Here is a 15,604-nt window from a genome sequence, read left to right as displayed (position 1 = left end):
TTATCAGTTATCAGTTATCAGTTATCAGTTATCAGTTATCAGTTATCAGTTATCAGTTATCAGTTATCAGTTATCAGTTATCAGTTATCAGTTATCAGTTATCAGTTATCAGTTAAGTACCTAGGCAAAATTATTTACACATGACGATCATTGCCCCGTAAGGGTTTTAGCTCGATCGGGCAGGTAATTAATTTTGCATGACTACTTATCATGTGTGATAATTTTTGCTTATGGAATCGTGAAATGCTTATCAGGCAAGACTTTTAGTGCTATTTGGCGGAATAAACTATCAGTATAGACCTCGTTTCCACACAGAAACCAGAAGAGCCACCATTTTTCATAAGTAATGGCAGAGATGGTTAATCGCCCTAACCCCCCACCCCCCCTGCCCCCCCGACATCGGGGGGGTTGGGGGGCAAGGGGGGGTAAGATACCTGCCAAGAATAAAGAAAAATGGTATCAGATGTAAGTTTTCAGTTCACTGTTTACTGATCACTGATCACTGATCACTGATCACTGAAAAAAAGCTCCCCAGTTCATAATTCATAATTCATAATTCATAATTTATAATTCCCACCGATAACTAAAAATGAGTAATCTAATTCGCAAATATACACCCCCCACCTGTACCCTAGAAATTTGGGGAAATAGTTCGCCTCTAGCGGTTTGGCTAGGTAAAAACGTCTTAAACGATGCCCACTTTCAATTGCGCTTTGATGATCCTAGATTGAGTGAGGAAAAACAGGTGACAATCAAAGGCGATCGCACACAATTACAACTCCTAGGGGAAATTGTCGCTAATTATGTGCAGAATTTACTCTCTAGTCCCGTTTCTAGCCTCTCTTTCGTGGCTAGTAGTTCCCCCGAAAGTCATCTTCCCTCCTTACCCTCTCTCCATTGTCAGGGACTTCTCCAGCATCAATTATTTTTGGGTTCCCTGCTAACCGATCGAGATAAACAGGAGATTGAATTAACCACATCGCAATTATTCGATCTAGCCAATGCTTTAGGGGAATATAACCATGAAAGCCCCCTAATACCCCCTTTAATTCGCCAGAAAACTCGAAAAAATGCCCTGATCTGGACGGGATTAACCGCCTCAGCCCTAATAACTATCGGGGGAATAGCGATCGCATTTTATCAACAGCAAGAACTAACCAACAATGATTTAACCACCGATCCCAATAGCGCCAGGATTCCCCAACCCTTGCCAACGCTGCCTTTACCCCCCACGGGAACAGCCGCCCCAAACCCGCAGTTACCAGCAAATTTGGGCAATAAAACCCCTTTACCGCCACCGCCGCCCGTGGCAACCGTTCCAGCCCCAGTTCGCCCCTCTAGCGTCCCCCTAGTGATTCCGCCGTCCACTTTACCGCCGCCACCAGTCACAGGTTCGCTTCCCGGCGGCACGGCGATCATAATTGAACCGAATAATCAGAACATCCCGATTACTGCCCCCCCCGTCACCAGCGCTCAGGGTACAAATGCACTAGCAAATATTCCCCCTACCACAATGAATCCGACTCCAGCACCGCCAAAATTGCCCAATTTACCGCCTCTAAGCCCTGTTAACCCCGAAAATGTCAATTTAGACCCCAAACCGCCCACAAGTACCGCTAAAGCCCCAGAGACGAACTTACTAGATACAATTCCCCAAGTGGCAGAAACCAGAGAATATTTTCAGTCCCGTTGGCAACCCCCGGAAAGTCTTAAGCATACTCTAGAGTACCGTTTGGTCTTAAATCAGGATGGTTCCCTAAAACAGATTATTCCCCTGGGACAGGCGGCGAAAATCTATCTCGATCGCACTAATATGCCCCTGCTCAATCAACCTTTCGTTTCTCCCCTCGATATCTCTGGTAATCCTCAATTGCGTCTAGTTCTTGGTTCTGATGGTACGGTGCGGACCTTTATGGAACAGCAATAGGCTGTAAGCTGCTCGCGGGTTGAAATTGCTTGTTGAGACGAGGCAACGGGCAAGAGGCAAGACCCCCCAACCCCTCAGGGGGGTAAGATACCTGCCAAGAATAAGGAAAAATGGTATCAGATGCTCTATTAGAGATTAAGAAAAGCCGTCGTAGAACGACGGGGTTTTCAACCCAAATTTTCGCTCAATGTTCCGCTATGGTAAAAGGGTTACGGAGTCCTCCTAGCACCCGCACACCACACGAAAACCGTAGTAGTGGTAGGTGCTGACGCGCCTAGCGAAGAAGCTGCGGAAAGCGGAACGACAGAGACCTGGATTGCCGTACCAAGAACCGCCCCGTAATAGAGAACGATTATTATTCTCAGTAATCCACGCCGACCCGTCCTCTGGCGCTCCGGTATAGCTATCGTGCCAATCGTCCGCGCACCATTCCCAGACTTGCCCGTGCATATCGTAAAGTCCGAAAGCGTTGGGGGGAAACTGCCCGACGGGAGTGGTTTGTTGTCGATAAGTACCCTTTTTACCGTCGGCGTAGGTATAGTTTCCGTGATAGTTCGCTATTTCGGTGGAGAGGGTAGCCCCGAAAGCAAAAGGAGTGGTCGTTCCTGCGCGACAAGCGTATTCCCACTGTGCCTCGCTGGGGAGATGATAATCTTTCTGAGTAAGCTTGGATAGCCGTTTACAGAATTCTACGGCTTGATACCAGTTCACACACTCTACCGGTCGATTATTTCCCTTGAAGTACGAGGGGTCGAGGGATAGGTCGATGTCGATTTTCGCCTGAGATGCGATGATTCGCCATTGCTCTTGGGTAATGGGATATTTGCCCATGTAGAAAGAGGGAACGGTGACTCGATGCTGCGGTTTTTCGTAGTTATGCCCCTCACCATCGGGCGATCCCATGAGGAAAGTACCGCCAGGGATATAGACTATTTCTAGGTCGATATTATTGCCGAGGTTTTCGCTCTTTTGAAAACCTTTTCCCAGGCGAGGTTTGATTATATTCCCTCTGGGATCAACGGTGATGATCTCGAAGGAGAATTCTTTCCCTTTTTCCTCCTCCTGACTACAATCTTCCTCTTCTACTCCCCGCTTATTTTCCTCTCGCTCTTTTTCTTCCTCAAATCGTCTTGCTAATTGCTGTTCGTAGGCTTCTCGAACTTTCTTTTGCTTGGCTTTAAGAAGATCGCTATAGGGTTGAATTAACTCTTTTTCGATCTCGATATTCGGTAAGCGGACTTCGTAGTAGGGATCGAGATTTAGATAATAAATATCGATATAAAAAGCCAAGAGAATTTGGTGAATTTTGATAATTACCGCTCTAATAATCAAGAGGATTTCATCTTCGGTTTTTCCTGCCTTTAATAATTCCCGTTCTACTTCTCGCCAATTCCATTCGATCGGTGAGAAAGACATCGCTTGCTTATCCTGCATTTTCCAAGAGGCAACTCGAAAGGTCACGGCATCCGATCGAATGTCTGTATAGATTATATATACAGGTACGCAGGACAACAAACTATGTAACCGTTCGATTTCGATTTCCTCGATTGGTTGCTTGAAATAATCTCCAAAAAATTTAACGGGATATAGTTGATCATTAACTGAATAGTAATCCGCAAGAAAAGAACTCACCTTTCGCATCTCTAGCTTGAAATCTAACTTCCTCATGGCAGCTAGGGAGCGATCGCTCGCTACACTGGGTAAACAGGCTAATATCAAGAGAGTTTGTTGGTATTTCTTGAGAATCTGCTCGGTTTCAAAGCGACTCAACTGCGATAACCATGTATCTTTGTCCCACTCAGCTTGAATTTCTTGCAGCTTTAACTCAATTTCTTTTTCTTGCTGTTCTCTTAGTAGTTCTTGCCGTAGATAACTCAGGTTACGTTGTTCTTTTTGGATGGCGATTTTGATTTCTTTCAATTCAAGAGAAAGATTTTCTAAACCGATTCTTTCCCTAGGGATTTCATTATCTGTTTCTTGTTGCACCAATTTGCACTTGAATTGGTGCAACGCCAATTCAAGTGCGAATTGGCGTTGTTTTCTTTGCAGTTGTAGGGATTGATTATCGAGTTCCAGCTTTTTTTTGTAGTAAGATAACTCGGCTTTTTTGACTTCGCTATTATTTTCCACTACGGAGGCACCATGACGAGATGCTTGATCATCATTAGATAGAAGGCGCTCCATCAGCTTCAGTGCCACCCGGGAGATACCAACAACAATTTGCTCGATCATTACCGCATCCATTAGACTAACTCCTCATACTGTAGTGTTTTCATGTCCACACCTATCGATGATTACGACTTCTCTGATTGTAATTATTAACTGACTTTTTGGGTTGTGTGATAATTTTTGCTTATGGAGTCGTGAAATGCTTATTGGGCAAGACTTTTAGGGCTATTTTGCGGATATTCTATCAGTATAGACCTCGTTTCCACACAGAAACCAGAAGAGCCAAAACTGTATAAGCTGATTCGGACAAAGGACAAAGCGATCGAGAATTTTGATAATGTCTTTGCCAGATAATTGTTTCAGATTAGGCATATTCTGGCTGTCACTAAAATGTAATCTGTAGAGAAGGTTTGCAACTAGATCGAACTCCCTGGGTTCCTCTCTCTCTAAATTCAATAAAATAGCTTCTTGGAGATTATTAAACTACCTCGTCTCAGGTATTTCCCCAGGTAACAATCGAAATTTCCACGCATTCACCTACCTATCCTTGTTGTTCACCAGAACGAATAATTGCGTTAACTTTTGGACTTAATTTTGTCATAATTGCTCATGTTTATTTTTTGCTTATTTAGATTTATGGCAATCGAGCAAGGGACGGGTCATTGATCCATTCTAATTGACTTTTCCCTAAGTAAGTAGTTATCATTGAATTGAAGATAGATTTTGCCTTTGATCCCCCCTTAGTGCTAGGGTCGTTTCATTGTCTCTTATGTCATTCTCTCAAATCTTTATCTGGCAACGTTTTTAGTCGATTTCTCGGAAATACATATCTAAAAATTTTTAAAAACGTCGTGCTTTGCTTACCGCATAAGCGATTAAACGTAGCAAAAAAAAGAATTAGATTCGGAGAATGAATCAGCCCTACCAAGCGTTTAGGTCTAACGACCAGCTTCCAATATGCCCTATCGTAGCTTTTTTGAGTATATTCAATGCCGCCATTTTGTCTCTATCTTCTACATACCCACAGAAACAAACATGGGTTCTAACCGATAGAGATTTTTGGATTAACCGACCACAATTAAAGCACTCTTGACTTGTATAGAGCATCTCACCTTTGTAACCCCTAAATCAGGTTTTTATGTCAAGCTATTTTGAAAGCCTTGCTAGAAAACAGTTTTAGGGATAAGTATAATTACTCACTTGCATAAATGAGATGCTCCCTTGCCATTGTTATAGAACCTAAGAATAGCAGTCCAAGTCCGTTCGCAAGCCTGTTGACAAGCTGTAGAGTTAAGGTCTTGAACAAAAGGGTATTCACTCCTTAATTGAGTGACATATTTATATATATCCTTTTGTCCTACACCTTTATTGTCTTCCCAATATCTAAGACATTTATTCCGAACAAACTGTACTGTCTGAATAGCCTCATCAATGGCTTGATATTGAGATGGTTTTCCTTTAAGCTTGTACTCTAAAACAAACATTTTGCGCTATCGAACCAACGATAACCAACTATTCTAGCATACTAAAATTAAATTGACAACTATAGATTGGAGTTATTCTTAGCCGTGCTTCGCTGTTTCTATGTTGGCGGAACTTTTCATCTCCGAGGTAAAACCGAGGGTTCCTTCAAGCCGACATTTAAGGTAAAAACGACGCAATTGAACCTAAGCAAGAGTCAACCATTGTCCCAAAAACCCTATCAAACGAAACCGCCTTAAGAATTGCCCTGGCATCGAAAGCTTTGCCCAGGACTTCGAGCGCCGATCTGTTCGATGCCCTTTACAATTGTCTGGGGGAAGATATCAACGAAACCAACCTTAATCAAATCACTGTCACCAATTTAAAAACCGCCTTCGGTCAAACCTACGAATTAGATGGAGAAGAAGATGGAGAAGATGCCGATGCCAACGATATCGCCCATTTAAAAGAAGCGGTGCGAATTCTCTGGGGTGAAATCGAGGATGACGAGCATCAGCACCCATTGCCTCCTATCGAATTCTACAGTGAAGGGGAAATGCCCCAGTCAATCCGGGTGGCCGTGGCTTCTAATAGCGGTGAAAATCTTGACGGTCATTTTGGTTCCTGTTTGCGCTATCTGGTCTATCAATTAGGGTCTGCTGAAAAAGTTTTTCCTGGGGGTAGGAGTCAGTAGCCGGTCGTCAGGAGTCAGTAGCCGGTCGTTTCAGGCTTTGTTGCCTTGTTTTTTGTACCAAGCGATGTACTACAAGGAGAATAATGCAAGGTTTTTGAGGGTTCCAATCCGATTTTCTAGCACTAACATCGGATTTTAACAGGTCAAAAGCCTTATTTTAAAAGGGTTTTACCATTATTCAGCAAGCTCCAATTATCGGCCACGCAGATGAAGTTAATTGATGTGCGTTCTGCCTTGGCAGCGGCCCTTCAGGAAGATAAAAATGGTTATCGGCTTAGTCTGATCAAAGATTGTCAGGCAATCTTCGTGGTGTCTATCGGCGGACCGGCCGCCGCTAAGATGATTCAAGGTGGTGTTTATCCGGTGAAAAAAGATGCAGGTGGTCAAGCGCGGGAAATTTTGGCGGATTTACAGCGAGTGATTCAAACTTCGCCGCCACCCTGGATGGCCAAAGCTCTCGGCGTGGCTGATGGGCAAAGAGTGAAAAATTACAAGGGTTCTTAATATTAATTAACAATAATCTCGTCGGTGCTGTCGGGTTGGTTTATTTCCGTTAGGGTTTGCCAACCTGATTGCCAGAGATTCGCGTCTTGCAACTGTTTAGCATTAATCCAGAAGCGGACAGTCGGATCGCAGGAAGCGACTAATTCGGCAAAAACCCATTGACCGCGATTTTGACGATTGACCACTTGAAAATGTCGCCAGCCCCATGTTTTTTGTTTTGCCGTCCATTTTGATCCCAAGAGATGGGGATATTTCTGTTTTTTGGGCATAAAAGTTAAGACACCTGAGTTCGGGATAGGCGAAAACCCTTATATTATCCTAGTTTGCCAACCCGATTTTTTTCCGGTAGCCAAGGAGAGGAAAAATGATCGGGGCGCTTAAGTGCGCCCCAGTTTTGGCTAATAACCGCGCCAAACACCAACCAAAACCCCTTGCACCTGTACTTGTTCAGTATTGGCTGTAATTGGTTGATATTTTTGATTGGAGGGTTGGAGAGTGATGATTTCGCCTTCTTGGTAGAAACGTTTTAAAGTAGTGCCGTGGCCTTCGACTCTGGCGGCGACGATTTCCCCATTGGACACCGCTTCATTACCCGTGAGAGAACGCATAATCACCAGATCCCCATCGGCAATATGATCCTCGATCATACTGTCTCCGGAAACGCGCAGAGCATAACAGTCTTGACTGCGTTGCAACAGGTTAGAAAGATCGAGTTTTTCTTCCACATCGGTGAAGGGTTCCACTAAACCACCAGCAGCGATTACACCTAGAACTGGTAAACCTTGCACTGGTTGTTTGAGAATCCGCAGGGTGCGTGCTTTTCCTTCTGTCCAATCAATATAGCCTTTGGTGCGTAAACGTTCTAAACGGCTTTGAATCGGTGCGGGAGAGCGTAAATTCATCGCTCGCATCATTTGCCGGATGGAAGGGGCGTGTTGAGTAGTACGAATATACTCAATCAGCCAGTCGTACAACTCCTGTTGCGCTTGAGTAAGGGATTCGAGGTTAGTCATGATCTATTTTCCTACCCTTGGGTTAAGATAATTTGTACTTTAGTTCATTTGTGTTTAACCTAGTACATCTTAACTTCATCGGCTGACTAAATCAACTGGTTATTAGATCTCTTGCAAAAATCAAAAATTGTCGTGCTTGGTTAGGAGACTCCGAGACAGGAGACTCCGAGACAGGAGACTCCGAGACAGGAGACTCCGAGACAGGGGATTATTTCTATTTATTCTTCCGACACCCCACACCCCACACCCCACACCCTGCCCCCAGGAAAAACTTTTTGCCGCAAACCCTAATTAATAATTCATAATTCCTTCTCCCTGCTAATAGACAGTCTTAATGAGTAATTTAGATAGTCAACAGCTTATCTTCTGACCTAGCACTTTTTTTAAAAAAGTATCATTAATTTTTATCTCAATTCTGAATATTAATTAATCTCAGGGTCGGTTGCGGGCAAACTCAGCAGCGTATTAAGAAAAAATAACGAATTGCTAGAAAGCCGAGAATCTGGATAATGATCGAGGTGGGGACAGAAAAATTGCTCTACTTAAGCCTGTCTGCCGTAAGCGTCCAATAGTAGATAGGGAGTCAAAAGCGACGCTCAAGAAAGTCCTTCGGTTGTCAGGGAAACGAGAGGATATTTAGTGCGAAATTGAGCCGTAAAAAAACTTAAAATCCCGACAAATATCGTAAAAACTAAGGGGAACACATGACCACAAAAACCTATGCAACCATAGATGGTAACGAAGCTGTTGCACGCGTTGCCTATCGTCTCAGTGAAGTGATCGCTATTTATCCTATCACTCCCTCCTCGCCTATGGGTGAATGGTCCGATAGTTGGGCCGCCGAACGCAGAGCTAATCTCTGGGGAACCATTCCTTCCGTAATCGAAATGCAGAGCGAAGGTGGGGCAGCGGGAACCCTGCACGGAGCGCTACAAACAGGCTCTTTAACTACCACTTTCACCTCCTCCCAGGGATTATTATTAATGCTCCCCAACTTCTACAAAATTGCGGGGGAATTAACCTCTTCAGTGGTCCATGTGGCGGCCCGTGCTTTAGCAGCCCAAGGGTTGTCAATTTTTGGGGATCATAGTGATGTTATGTCTGCCAGAAGTACGGGTTGGGCTATGTTAGCGGCTAATTCCGTTCAAGAAGCTCATGATCTGGCAGCAATCGCCACAGCTACCACCCTAGAAACGCGGCTTCCTTTCCTACACTTTTTTGATGGTTTTCGTACCAGTCATGAGGTGCAAAAAGTCGAATTAATTAGCGATGAAATTCTCAAAGAACTGATAGATGAAGACCTAATTATTGCCCATCGTCAAAGAGCTTTAACTCCCGATCGACCGGTGTTACGAGGCACAGCACAAAATCCCGATGTTTATTTCCAGGCAAGGGAAAGCGTCAATCCTTTCTATCATGCTTGTCCCGATATCGCTCAAAAAATTATGGATCGTTTTGCCCAATTAACAGGACGGCAATACCATCTTTATGAATACCACGGTGCGCCCGATGCCGAAAGAGTGATTATTCTAATGGGATCGGGAGGAGAAACCGTCCATGAAACTGTGGATTATCTCAATCAAAATGGGTCTAAAGTTGGGGTTTTAAAAGTTCGTCTTTATCGTCCCTTCGCCGCCGACAAATTACTGGCAGCTTTGCCCACCACAGTGAAAAAAATAGCCGTTTTAGATCGCTGTAAAGAACCCGGCGCCGGGGGCGATCCGCTATATTTAGACGTGGTAAATGCCTTTATGGAGGAGTACGAAGGCAAGCTGCCGAAAATTGTCGGAGGACGCTACGGTTTATCTTCCAAAGAATTTACTCCAGCTATGGTTGCTGGCATATTTGATAACTTAAGTCTCGACAAACCGAAAAATCACTTCACTATTGGTATCGTTGACGATCTTACCTTTTCCAGTCTGGAATATGACCGCAGTTTTTCCACCGAACCAGACAAAGTAGTGCGAGCGGTTTTCTACGGTTTAGGTTCCGATGGTACGGTGGGAGCTAACAAAAATTCAATTAAAATTATCGGTGAAGATACTGATAATTATGCCCAGGGTTATTTCGTCTATGATTCTAAAAAATCTGGCTCTGTGACCGTTTCTCACCTACGCTTTGGACCAGAGCCGATTCGCTCTACCTATTTAATCACCGATGCTAACTTTATCGCCTGTCATCAGTGGGAATTTATCGAACAATTTGACCTGCTAGAAACCGCTAAACCGAACTCAATTTTCCTCCTCAATAGTCCCTATCTACCGGAGGAGGTATTTAGTCACTTACCGCGCCATCTCCAGCAAACTATCATCGACAAAAATCTGCAAGTTTATACGATTAATGCCACTCAAGTGGCCAAAGAAGCGGGGATGGGCAGCCGGATTAATACCGTGATGCAGGTGTGTTTCTTTGCCCTAGCGGGGGTTTTGTCTCGGGAAGATGCGATCGCACAAATCAAAAAAGCCATCCGCAAGACCTACGGCAAGAAAGGCGAAGAAATCGTGCAGATGAACATCAAGGCTGTGGATTCTGCCCTAGAACACCTCTATCAAGTGCCAATTCCCGCCACTGTCACCCCTGAAGCTTTTGAATTAAGACCCCCAATTCCCGACACTGCACCCGCTTTCGTCCGAGAAGTCCTCGGCAAAATTATCGCCCGTCACGGGGAGGAATTGCCCGTTAGCGCCCTTCCCAACGATGGGACCTATCCCACCGCCACTAGCCAATGGGAAAAACGCAATATTGCCCAAGAAATACCCGTTTGGGATGCAGATGTCTGTGTTCAGTGCGGTAAATGCGTTCTTGTTTGTCCCCACGCCGTTATTCGCTCGAAAGTCTATGATGAGGCCGAATTAGCCACGGCCCCGGAAACCTTTAAAGTCGCTAATGCCAAGGATCACGACTGGAAAGGGCTAAAATTCACCATCCAAGTGGCCGCCGAAGATTGTACCGGTTGCGGTCTCTGCGTTGATGTTTGCCCCGCTAAAAACAAATCGCAACCACGTCTAAGGGCGATTAATATGGCTCCCCAACTGCCGCTGCGGGAACAGGAACGAGTTAACTGGGATTTCTTCCTTAATTTGCCTAATCCAGACCGATTAAGCCTAAATCTCAACAAAATTAACCATCAGCAAATGCAGGAACCTCTCTTTGAGTTTTCCGGTGCTTGTGCTGGTTGTGGTGAGACTCCCTACGTTAAATTAGTCAGTCAGCTATTTGGCGATCGCATGATAGTGGCTAATGCCACCGGTTGTTCATCTATCTACGGAGGTAATTTACCGACAACACCCTGGGCAGTTAATGCCGAAGGTCGCGGGCCGGCCTGGTCGAATTCCCTCTTTGAAGATAATGCCGAATTTGGCTTAGGATTCCGGGTTTCCATCGATAAACAGGCAGAATTTGCCGCCGAACTGTTAGCAACCCTCGCTAGTGAAATCGGAGAAAGTCTAGCGGCAGATATTCTCAATTGTCACCAAGTCGATGAAGCGGAAATTTACGAACAACGGCAACGGGTAGAGGCCTTAAAATCCCGTTTAGGGCAATTAACCCCGACCACGCAGGTGAAAATGTTGTTATCCGTGGCCGATTATCTGGTCAAGAAAAGCGTCTGGATTGTCGGGGGTGACGGTTGGGCCTACGACATCGGTTATGGTGGCTTAGATCACGTTTTAGCCAGTGGTCGCAATGTGAATATTTTGGTCATGGATACGGAAGTTTACTCGAATACGGGTGGCCAGGCCTCGAAAGCTACTCCTCGGGCCGCCGTAGCTAAATTTGCTTCTGGTGGCAAACCGGGACCGAAAAAAGACCTCGGTTTAATGGCCATGACCTACGGTAACGTCTATGTGGCCAGCGTGGCTATGGGGGCAAAAAACGAGCAAACTATCAAAGCTTTCCTAGAAGCGGAAGCTTACAACGGGCCATCGTTAATTATCGCCTATTCTCACTGTATTGCTCACGGGATCAACATGACCACCGCCATGAACCATCAAAAAGAAGTGGTGGAAAGCGGTCGCTGGTTAATGTACCGTTATCATCCCGATTTAGCTAAAGAAGGCAAAAATCCCCTGCAATTAGACAGCCGTGCGCCTAAGCTTACCGTAGCGCAAACTCTCTACTCGGAGAATCGCTTTAAGATGTTGGCCACCAGTAAGCCCGAGGAAGCTAAACGTCTGCTCAAAGAAGCACAAGCAGATGTGGATACGCGCTGGCAAATGTATCAGTACTTAGCAGCAAAAGGTACAGGGAGCAAGGAATAGTTATGAATCTACACACTACCTACATGGGTTTACAATTGCGATCGCCGCTAGTCATCGGTGCGGCCGCACCCTTGAGCGAGGATATCGACAATATCAAGAGAATGGAAGACTTTGGGGCCGCTGCCGTGGTTTTACACTCCTTTTTCGAGGAGCAGATTAAACAGGAAAGACTGGCTCTACACCATCATTTTACCCACGGAGCCGAGAGTTTTGCGGAAGCTTTGACTTATTTTCCCGAACCGGAGGTTTTTCACGTTGGTTCCGACGAATATCTCAACCATATTCGCAAAGCCAAAGAAATGGTCGATATTCCCATTATTGCCAGTCTCAACGGTGAGACCTCTGGGGGATGGTTAGAGTATGCCATTCAAATTCAACAAGCGGGCGCTGATGCTTTGGAGTTGAATGTTTATTATGTTCCCAACGACCTGGAATTAACCGGAAATCACGTCGAACAAAACTATATTGATATCCTCAAAATTGTCAAATCGGAGGTATCAATTCCCGTCTCGATGAAGTTAAGTCCCTACTTTAGCAATACGGCCAATATGGCTAAACAATTAGCGGAAGCGGGGGCCGATGGGTTGGTATTATTTAACCGTTTCTATCAGCCAGATATCGACTTAGACACCTTAGATGTTCACCCCAATATTATCCTCAGTAATCCCCAAGCAATGCGTTTACCCCTGCGCTGGATTGCCATGCTTTATGGTCGTGTACCGACGGATTTTGCCGCTACCAGTGGTATTCATAACGCCCTCGACGTGATCAAAATGATGATGGTGGGGGCAAAAGCGACCATGTTAGTTAGTGTTTTATTACGCCACGGTTTGGAGGAAATTACCAAGATCGAACAGGGTTTATTGCATTGGTTGGAGGAAAATGAATACGAATCGATCGAGCAGTTAATTGGCAGTATGAGTCAAATGAATTGCCCAGATCCGAGTGCTTTTGAACGGGTACAGTATATGAAAGCTCTGCAAAGTTACGAACCTGTTTGGAAACGTTTTCAAACCACCAGTAAATAAAAGTGGGAAGCTTTTTTCAGTGATCAGTAAACAGTAATCAGTAATCAGTAATCAGTGAACTGAAAACTTAAGTAGGTAGGCGTTAAAAATTATCAGACACCCCCCTTATCAAGGGGGATCGGCACCCCCCTTATCAAGGGGGGACTAAGGGGGGATCGGCACCCCCCTTATCAAGGGGGGCAGGGGGGATCAAACCTAAAATCCATTTTTAATTTAATTATAACCAGCTACTTAACTGAAAACTGAAAACTTACATCTGATAACTGATAACTGATAACTGATAACTGACAAAAAAATCCTGGAGGATATAACCATGAACGAGAATCAAAACAAAAAAATTGGTATTCTGACCAGTGGTGGCGATTGCCCAGGGTTAAATGCGGTAATTCGTGCCGTGGTGAAAGCATCAAAACTAAAGGGTTGGGATGTGTACGGCATTCCCTACGGGACCGACGGTTTTATGCAGATTGCCGAGGGAAAATATCACCCCCAAGATTTGATCCTGACTCACCATGGCTATAACCTACCCGGAGTCTTGAAAGGATTAGACGTTTTGCAGTTTCTTAGTGGTAGTGTTTTGGGTTCTTTGAGCAAGGGACATCCTGAAAACCCAGAAATTGCTGCGAAAATCCTGCAAGGATACGAAATGCTGGGATTAGATGCCCTGATCGTCGTCGGGGGCGATGGGAGCGTCGATATCATCTACGATCTCGCCCAGAAGGGCAATTGGAATATTATCGCAGTTCCCAAAACCATCGATAATGATGTTCCCTATACGGAATGGTCCGTCGGTTTTACCACTGCCGTGGATATCGTCACCCAAGCTTTGTATGATCTCACCTTTACCGCCGCTAGTCACGAAAGGGTGATGATTGTGCAGGTGATGGGTAGAGATGCCGGTCATTTAGCCCTTCATGCGGGGATTGCTGGGGGTGCCGATGCGATTTTTATTCCCGAATTAACCCCGGCTCTCACTCCCGAAATTATCGACGGTTGTTGTCGTCATTTGGCACAATTACGCGCCCAAGGTCGTAAATTCGCTCTCATTGTCATTTCTGAAGGAGTTAAAAACGAAGATAACCAAAAAGAGAAGTATATTGGCGATTATTTAGAAAAATTAATAGTTGACAAAACTCGCTCTTTGTGCGTTACCGATCCCGTCTTCTGTTATCTCAATTCCATGGATGTGCGGGCCATGTCTTTGGGACACCTGCAAAGAAGTCGTCCTCCTTTGGCCATGGATCGACTGTTAGCCACGGCTTTCGGCATTAAGGCCGTAGAATTAATCGAACAGGGAAAACTCGATCGCGTGGTGATTTGGCGCGGGGGACAAGTGCGTAGTCTGCCCCTGAAACCGGTGATCAAAATTATCAAACAATGTCATCAAGAGCATCGCTGTGCCTATCCCGTGGATCCTGATGGTTTTATCGTGAAAACAGCCCGTTCTTTGGGAATTTACCTAGGGGAAAATACCACAACCGAGACGGCAGTGGTTCCGGAAGCTGTGGAGGTGTTGGTTTAGTTATAATAAAGCGAGAAGGGTTGCTAATACTTTCTCGCTTTATTAATTGGTTAAAATTAGGCATTTCTAAACGCTACAATTACGGTAGATACTGACAGCTACTGTCGCAATAAAGAAACTTTTTAAAAGAGTGTAATTAGGGCTTGCTGAATAAATGTGAAATATAGACGAGGTAAGGGTTTTAGGGGCCTATTTTGCGAAACAGGTGCAAGATTTTGAGAGAATCGTGGTTGAAAACCTTACATCTTCGGGGCGAAGCATTCGGGCATAACCTATCGCTGAAACCGTAGATTTCCTATCCGAATGCTTCGCCCGTACTTTTTCAGCCAGCCCTAATTAAGTAGCTGGTTATAATTAAATTTAAAATGGATTTTAGGTTCGATCCCCCCTGCCCCCCTTGATAAGGGGGGTGCCGATAGGCGGGGGGATCTGACAACTTTTAACGCCTACCTACTTAATTTTCTGAGCATAAACTTTTATTATCGGCCCGCGTCCTGTAGGGGCGAAGCATTCGGGCAATAACCTATCGGTGAAACCAGAGATTTTCTATCCGAATGCTTCGCCCGTACTTTTTGCCGCAAACCCTACATAAAGACTTCTACTATCAGTAATGAGGTTATAAGATTGAACTATTGGACAAGCTTCAATGAGATGTCTAATCTCTTGAAAATATTCATTAATCAACAAATTCTATCTCCTCAATTTCTTCTTTGTCTTGCAGTAAAGCTTCTAGCATCCAAGCTTCTCCCATCCATTCATCAAAGTCTAAGGTATGCTGCAATTCATTGTTTTCAAATCTTCTGAGAAATTTTTTTGTCTGCATTTGATACTTAAGTAGGTAGGCGTTAAAAATCATCAGATGCCCCCCTTATTAAGGGGGGATTAAGGGGGGATCCCCCCGCCTATCAGCACCCCCCTTATCAAGGGGGATCCCCCCGCCTATCGGCACCCCCCTTATCAAGGGGGATCCCCCCGCCTATCGGCACCCCCCTTATCAAGGGGGATCCCCCCGCCTATCGGCACCCCC

Annotated in this window: 11 protein-coding genes and 1 pseudogene; 6 read left to right on the top strand and 6 right to left on the bottom strand. The window is 45.0% G+C overall.

The genetic code is table 11. The annotated features are described in order from the left end of the window. Nucleotides 1–589 precede the first annotated feature (589 nt). Nucleotides 590–1,927 (top strand): DUF4335 domain-containing protein, encoded by a 1,338-nt coding sequence (locus EWV66_RS07670; protein WP_072925496.1) that lies wholly within the window; start codon nucleotides 590–592, stop codon nucleotides 1,925–1,927. Between the two features lie 222 nt (nucleotides 1,928–2,149). On the opposite strand, the gene EWV66_RS07665 is transcribed toward EWV66_RS07670, so the two are convergent. From EWV66_RS07665 to EWV66_RS07655, 3 genes and pseudogenes are all read right to left on the bottom strand, one after another. Further along, nucleotides 2,150–4,171 (bottom strand): formylglycine-generating enzyme family protein, encoded by a 2,022-nt coding sequence (locus EWV66_RS07665; RefSeq protein WP_052277894.1) that lies wholly within the window; start codon nucleotides 4,169–4,171, stop codon nucleotides 2,150–2,152. Between the two features lie 846 nt (nucleotides 4,172–5,017). Further along, nucleotides 5,018–5,203 carry a zinc ribbon domain-containing protein gene (locus EWV66_RS07660; RefSeq protein WP_502706146.1) on the bottom strand — a complete coding sequence of 62 codons (186 nt, stop codon included), beginning with the start codon at nucleotides 5,201–5,203 and terminating at the stop codon, nucleotides 5,018–5,020. Nucleotides 5,204–5,316: 113 nt separating this feature from the next. Further along, nucleotides 5,317–5,580: pseudogene (locus EWV66_RS07655) on the bottom strand (transposase); the annotation flags it as partial. 176 nt (nucleotides 5,581–5,756) lie between these two features. On the opposite strand from EWV66_RS07655, the gene EWV66_RS07650 reads away from it, so the two are divergent. Both EWV66_RS07650 and EWV66_RS07645 read left to right on the top strand, forming a co-directional pair. Continuing rightward, nucleotides 5,757–6,251, top strand: coding sequence for a dinitrogenase iron-molybdenum cofactor N-terminal domain-containing protein (locus tag EWV66_RS07650; RefSeq protein WP_211571636.1), 495 nt, complete (start codon nucleotides 5,757–5,759; stop codon nucleotides 6,249–6,251). A 207-nt stretch (nucleotides 6,252–6,458) separates the two neighbouring features. Beyond that, nucleotides 6,459–6,755, top strand: coding sequence for a NifB/NifX family molybdenum-iron cluster-binding protein (locus EWV66_RS07645; protein WP_004161767.1), 297 nt, complete (start codon nucleotides 6,459–6,461; stop codon nucleotides 6,753–6,755). A 2-nt stretch (nucleotides 6,756–6,757) separates the two neighbouring features. Here the strand turns inward: EWV66_RS07645 and EWV66_RS07640 are convergent, their stop codons facing one another. Both EWV66_RS07640 and lexA read right to left on the bottom strand, forming a co-directional pair. Continuing rightward, entirely contained in the window at nucleotides 6,758–7,024 is a 267-nt protein-coding gene (locus EWV66_RS07640; RefSeq protein WP_002797022.1) for a TIGR02450 family Trp-rich protein, read from the bottom strand. Between the two features lie 129 nt (nucleotides 7,025–7,153). Further along, nucleotides 7,154–7,768, bottom strand: a complete 615-nt coding sequence (lexA, locus tag EWV66_RS07635) for a transcriptional repressor LexA (protein ID WP_052277896.1) — start codon at nucleotides 7,766–7,768, stop codon at nucleotides 7,154–7,156. Nucleotides 7,769–8,472: 704 nt separating this feature from the next. On the opposite strand from lexA, the gene nifJ reads away from it, so the two are divergent. From nifJ to EWV66_RS07620, 3 genes are all read left to right on the top strand, one after another. Next, nucleotides 8,473–12,027 carry a pyruvate:ferredoxin (flavodoxin) oxidoreductase gene (gene nifJ, locus EWV66_RS07630; protein WP_287107991.1) on the top strand — a complete coding sequence of 1,185 codons (3,555 nt, stop codon included), beginning with the start codon at nucleotides 8,473–8,475 and terminating at the stop codon, nucleotides 12,025–12,027. Nucleotides 12,028–12,029: 2 nt separating this feature from the next. Further along, nucleotides 12,030–13,055, top strand: coding sequence for a dihydroorotate dehydrogenase-like protein (locus tag EWV66_RS07625; protein ID WP_052277898.1), 1,026 nt, complete (start codon nucleotides 12,030–12,032; stop codon nucleotides 13,053–13,055). A 313-nt stretch (nucleotides 13,056–13,368) separates the two neighbouring features. Beyond that, nucleotides 13,369–14,577 carry an ATP-dependent 6-phosphofructokinase gene (locus tag EWV66_RS07620; RefSeq protein ID WP_052277899.1) on the top strand — a complete coding sequence of 403 codons (1,209 nt, stop codon included), beginning with the start codon at nucleotides 13,369–13,371 and terminating at the stop codon, nucleotides 14,575–14,577. A gap of 676 nt (nucleotides 14,578–15,253) precedes the next feature. On the opposite strand, the gene EWV66_RS07615 is transcribed toward EWV66_RS07620, so the two are convergent. Then, nucleotides 15,254–15,400: a hypothetical protein gene (locus EWV66_RS07615; RefSeq protein ID WP_287107989.1), complete on the bottom strand. Its 147-nt coding sequence runs from the start codon at nucleotides 15,398–15,400 to the stop codon at nucleotides 15,254–15,256. Nucleotides 15,401–15,604 lie beyond the last annotated feature (204 nt).

Origin of the sequence: Microcystis sp. M_OC_Ca_00000000_C217Col, assembly GCF_007095585.1 — a bacterium.
GTDB lineage: Bacteria > Cyanobacteriota > Cyanobacteriia > Cyanobacteriales > Microcystaceae > Microcystis > Microcystis panniformis.
The sequence above is the reverse complement of the archived record's forward strand: the minus strand, read 5'-3'. Positions and strand labels throughout refer to the sequence as shown.

Excerpts from the sequence above, each read along its gene's own strand:
- EWV66_RS07625 (WP_052277898.1), top strand. The coding sequence starts at position 12,030 with ATGAATCTACACACTACCTACATGGGTTTACAATTGCGATCGCCGCTA.
- lexA (WP_052277896.1), bottom strand. The coding sequence starts at position 7,768 with ATGACTAACCTCGAATCCCTTACTCAAGCGCAACAGGAGTTGTACGAC.
- nifJ (WP_287107991.1), top strand. The coding sequence starts at position 8,473 with ATGACCACAAAAACCTATGCAACCATAGATGGTAACGAAGCTGTTGCA.
- EWV66_RS07645 (WP_004161767.1), top strand. The coding sequence starts at position 6,459 with ATGAAGTTAATTGATGTGCGTTCTGCCTTGGCAGCGGCCCTTCAGGAA.
- EWV66_RS07620 (WP_052277899.1), top strand. The coding sequence starts at position 13,369 with ATGAACGAGAATCAAAACAAAAAAATTGGTATTCTGACCAGTGGTGGC.
- EWV66_RS07660 (WP_502706146.1), bottom strand. The coding sequence starts at position 5,203 with ATGCTCTATACAAGTCAAGAGTGCTTTAATTGTGGTCGGTTAATCCAA.
- EWV66_RS07615 (WP_287107989.1), bottom strand. The coding sequence starts at position 15,400 with ATGCAGACAAAAAAATTTCTCAGAAGATTTGAAAACAATGAATTGCAG.
- EWV66_RS07665 (WP_052277894.1), bottom strand. The coding sequence starts at position 4,171 with ATGGATGCGGTAATGATCGAGCAAATTGTTGTTGGTATCTCCCGGGTG.
- EWV66_RS07670 (WP_072925496.1), top strand. The coding sequence starts at position 590 with ATGAGTAATCTAATTCGCAAATATACACCCCCCACCTGTACCCTAGAA.
- EWV66_RS07640 (WP_002797022.1), bottom strand. The coding sequence starts at position 7,024 with ATGCCCAAAAAACAGAAATATCCCCATCTCTTGGGATCAAAATGGACG.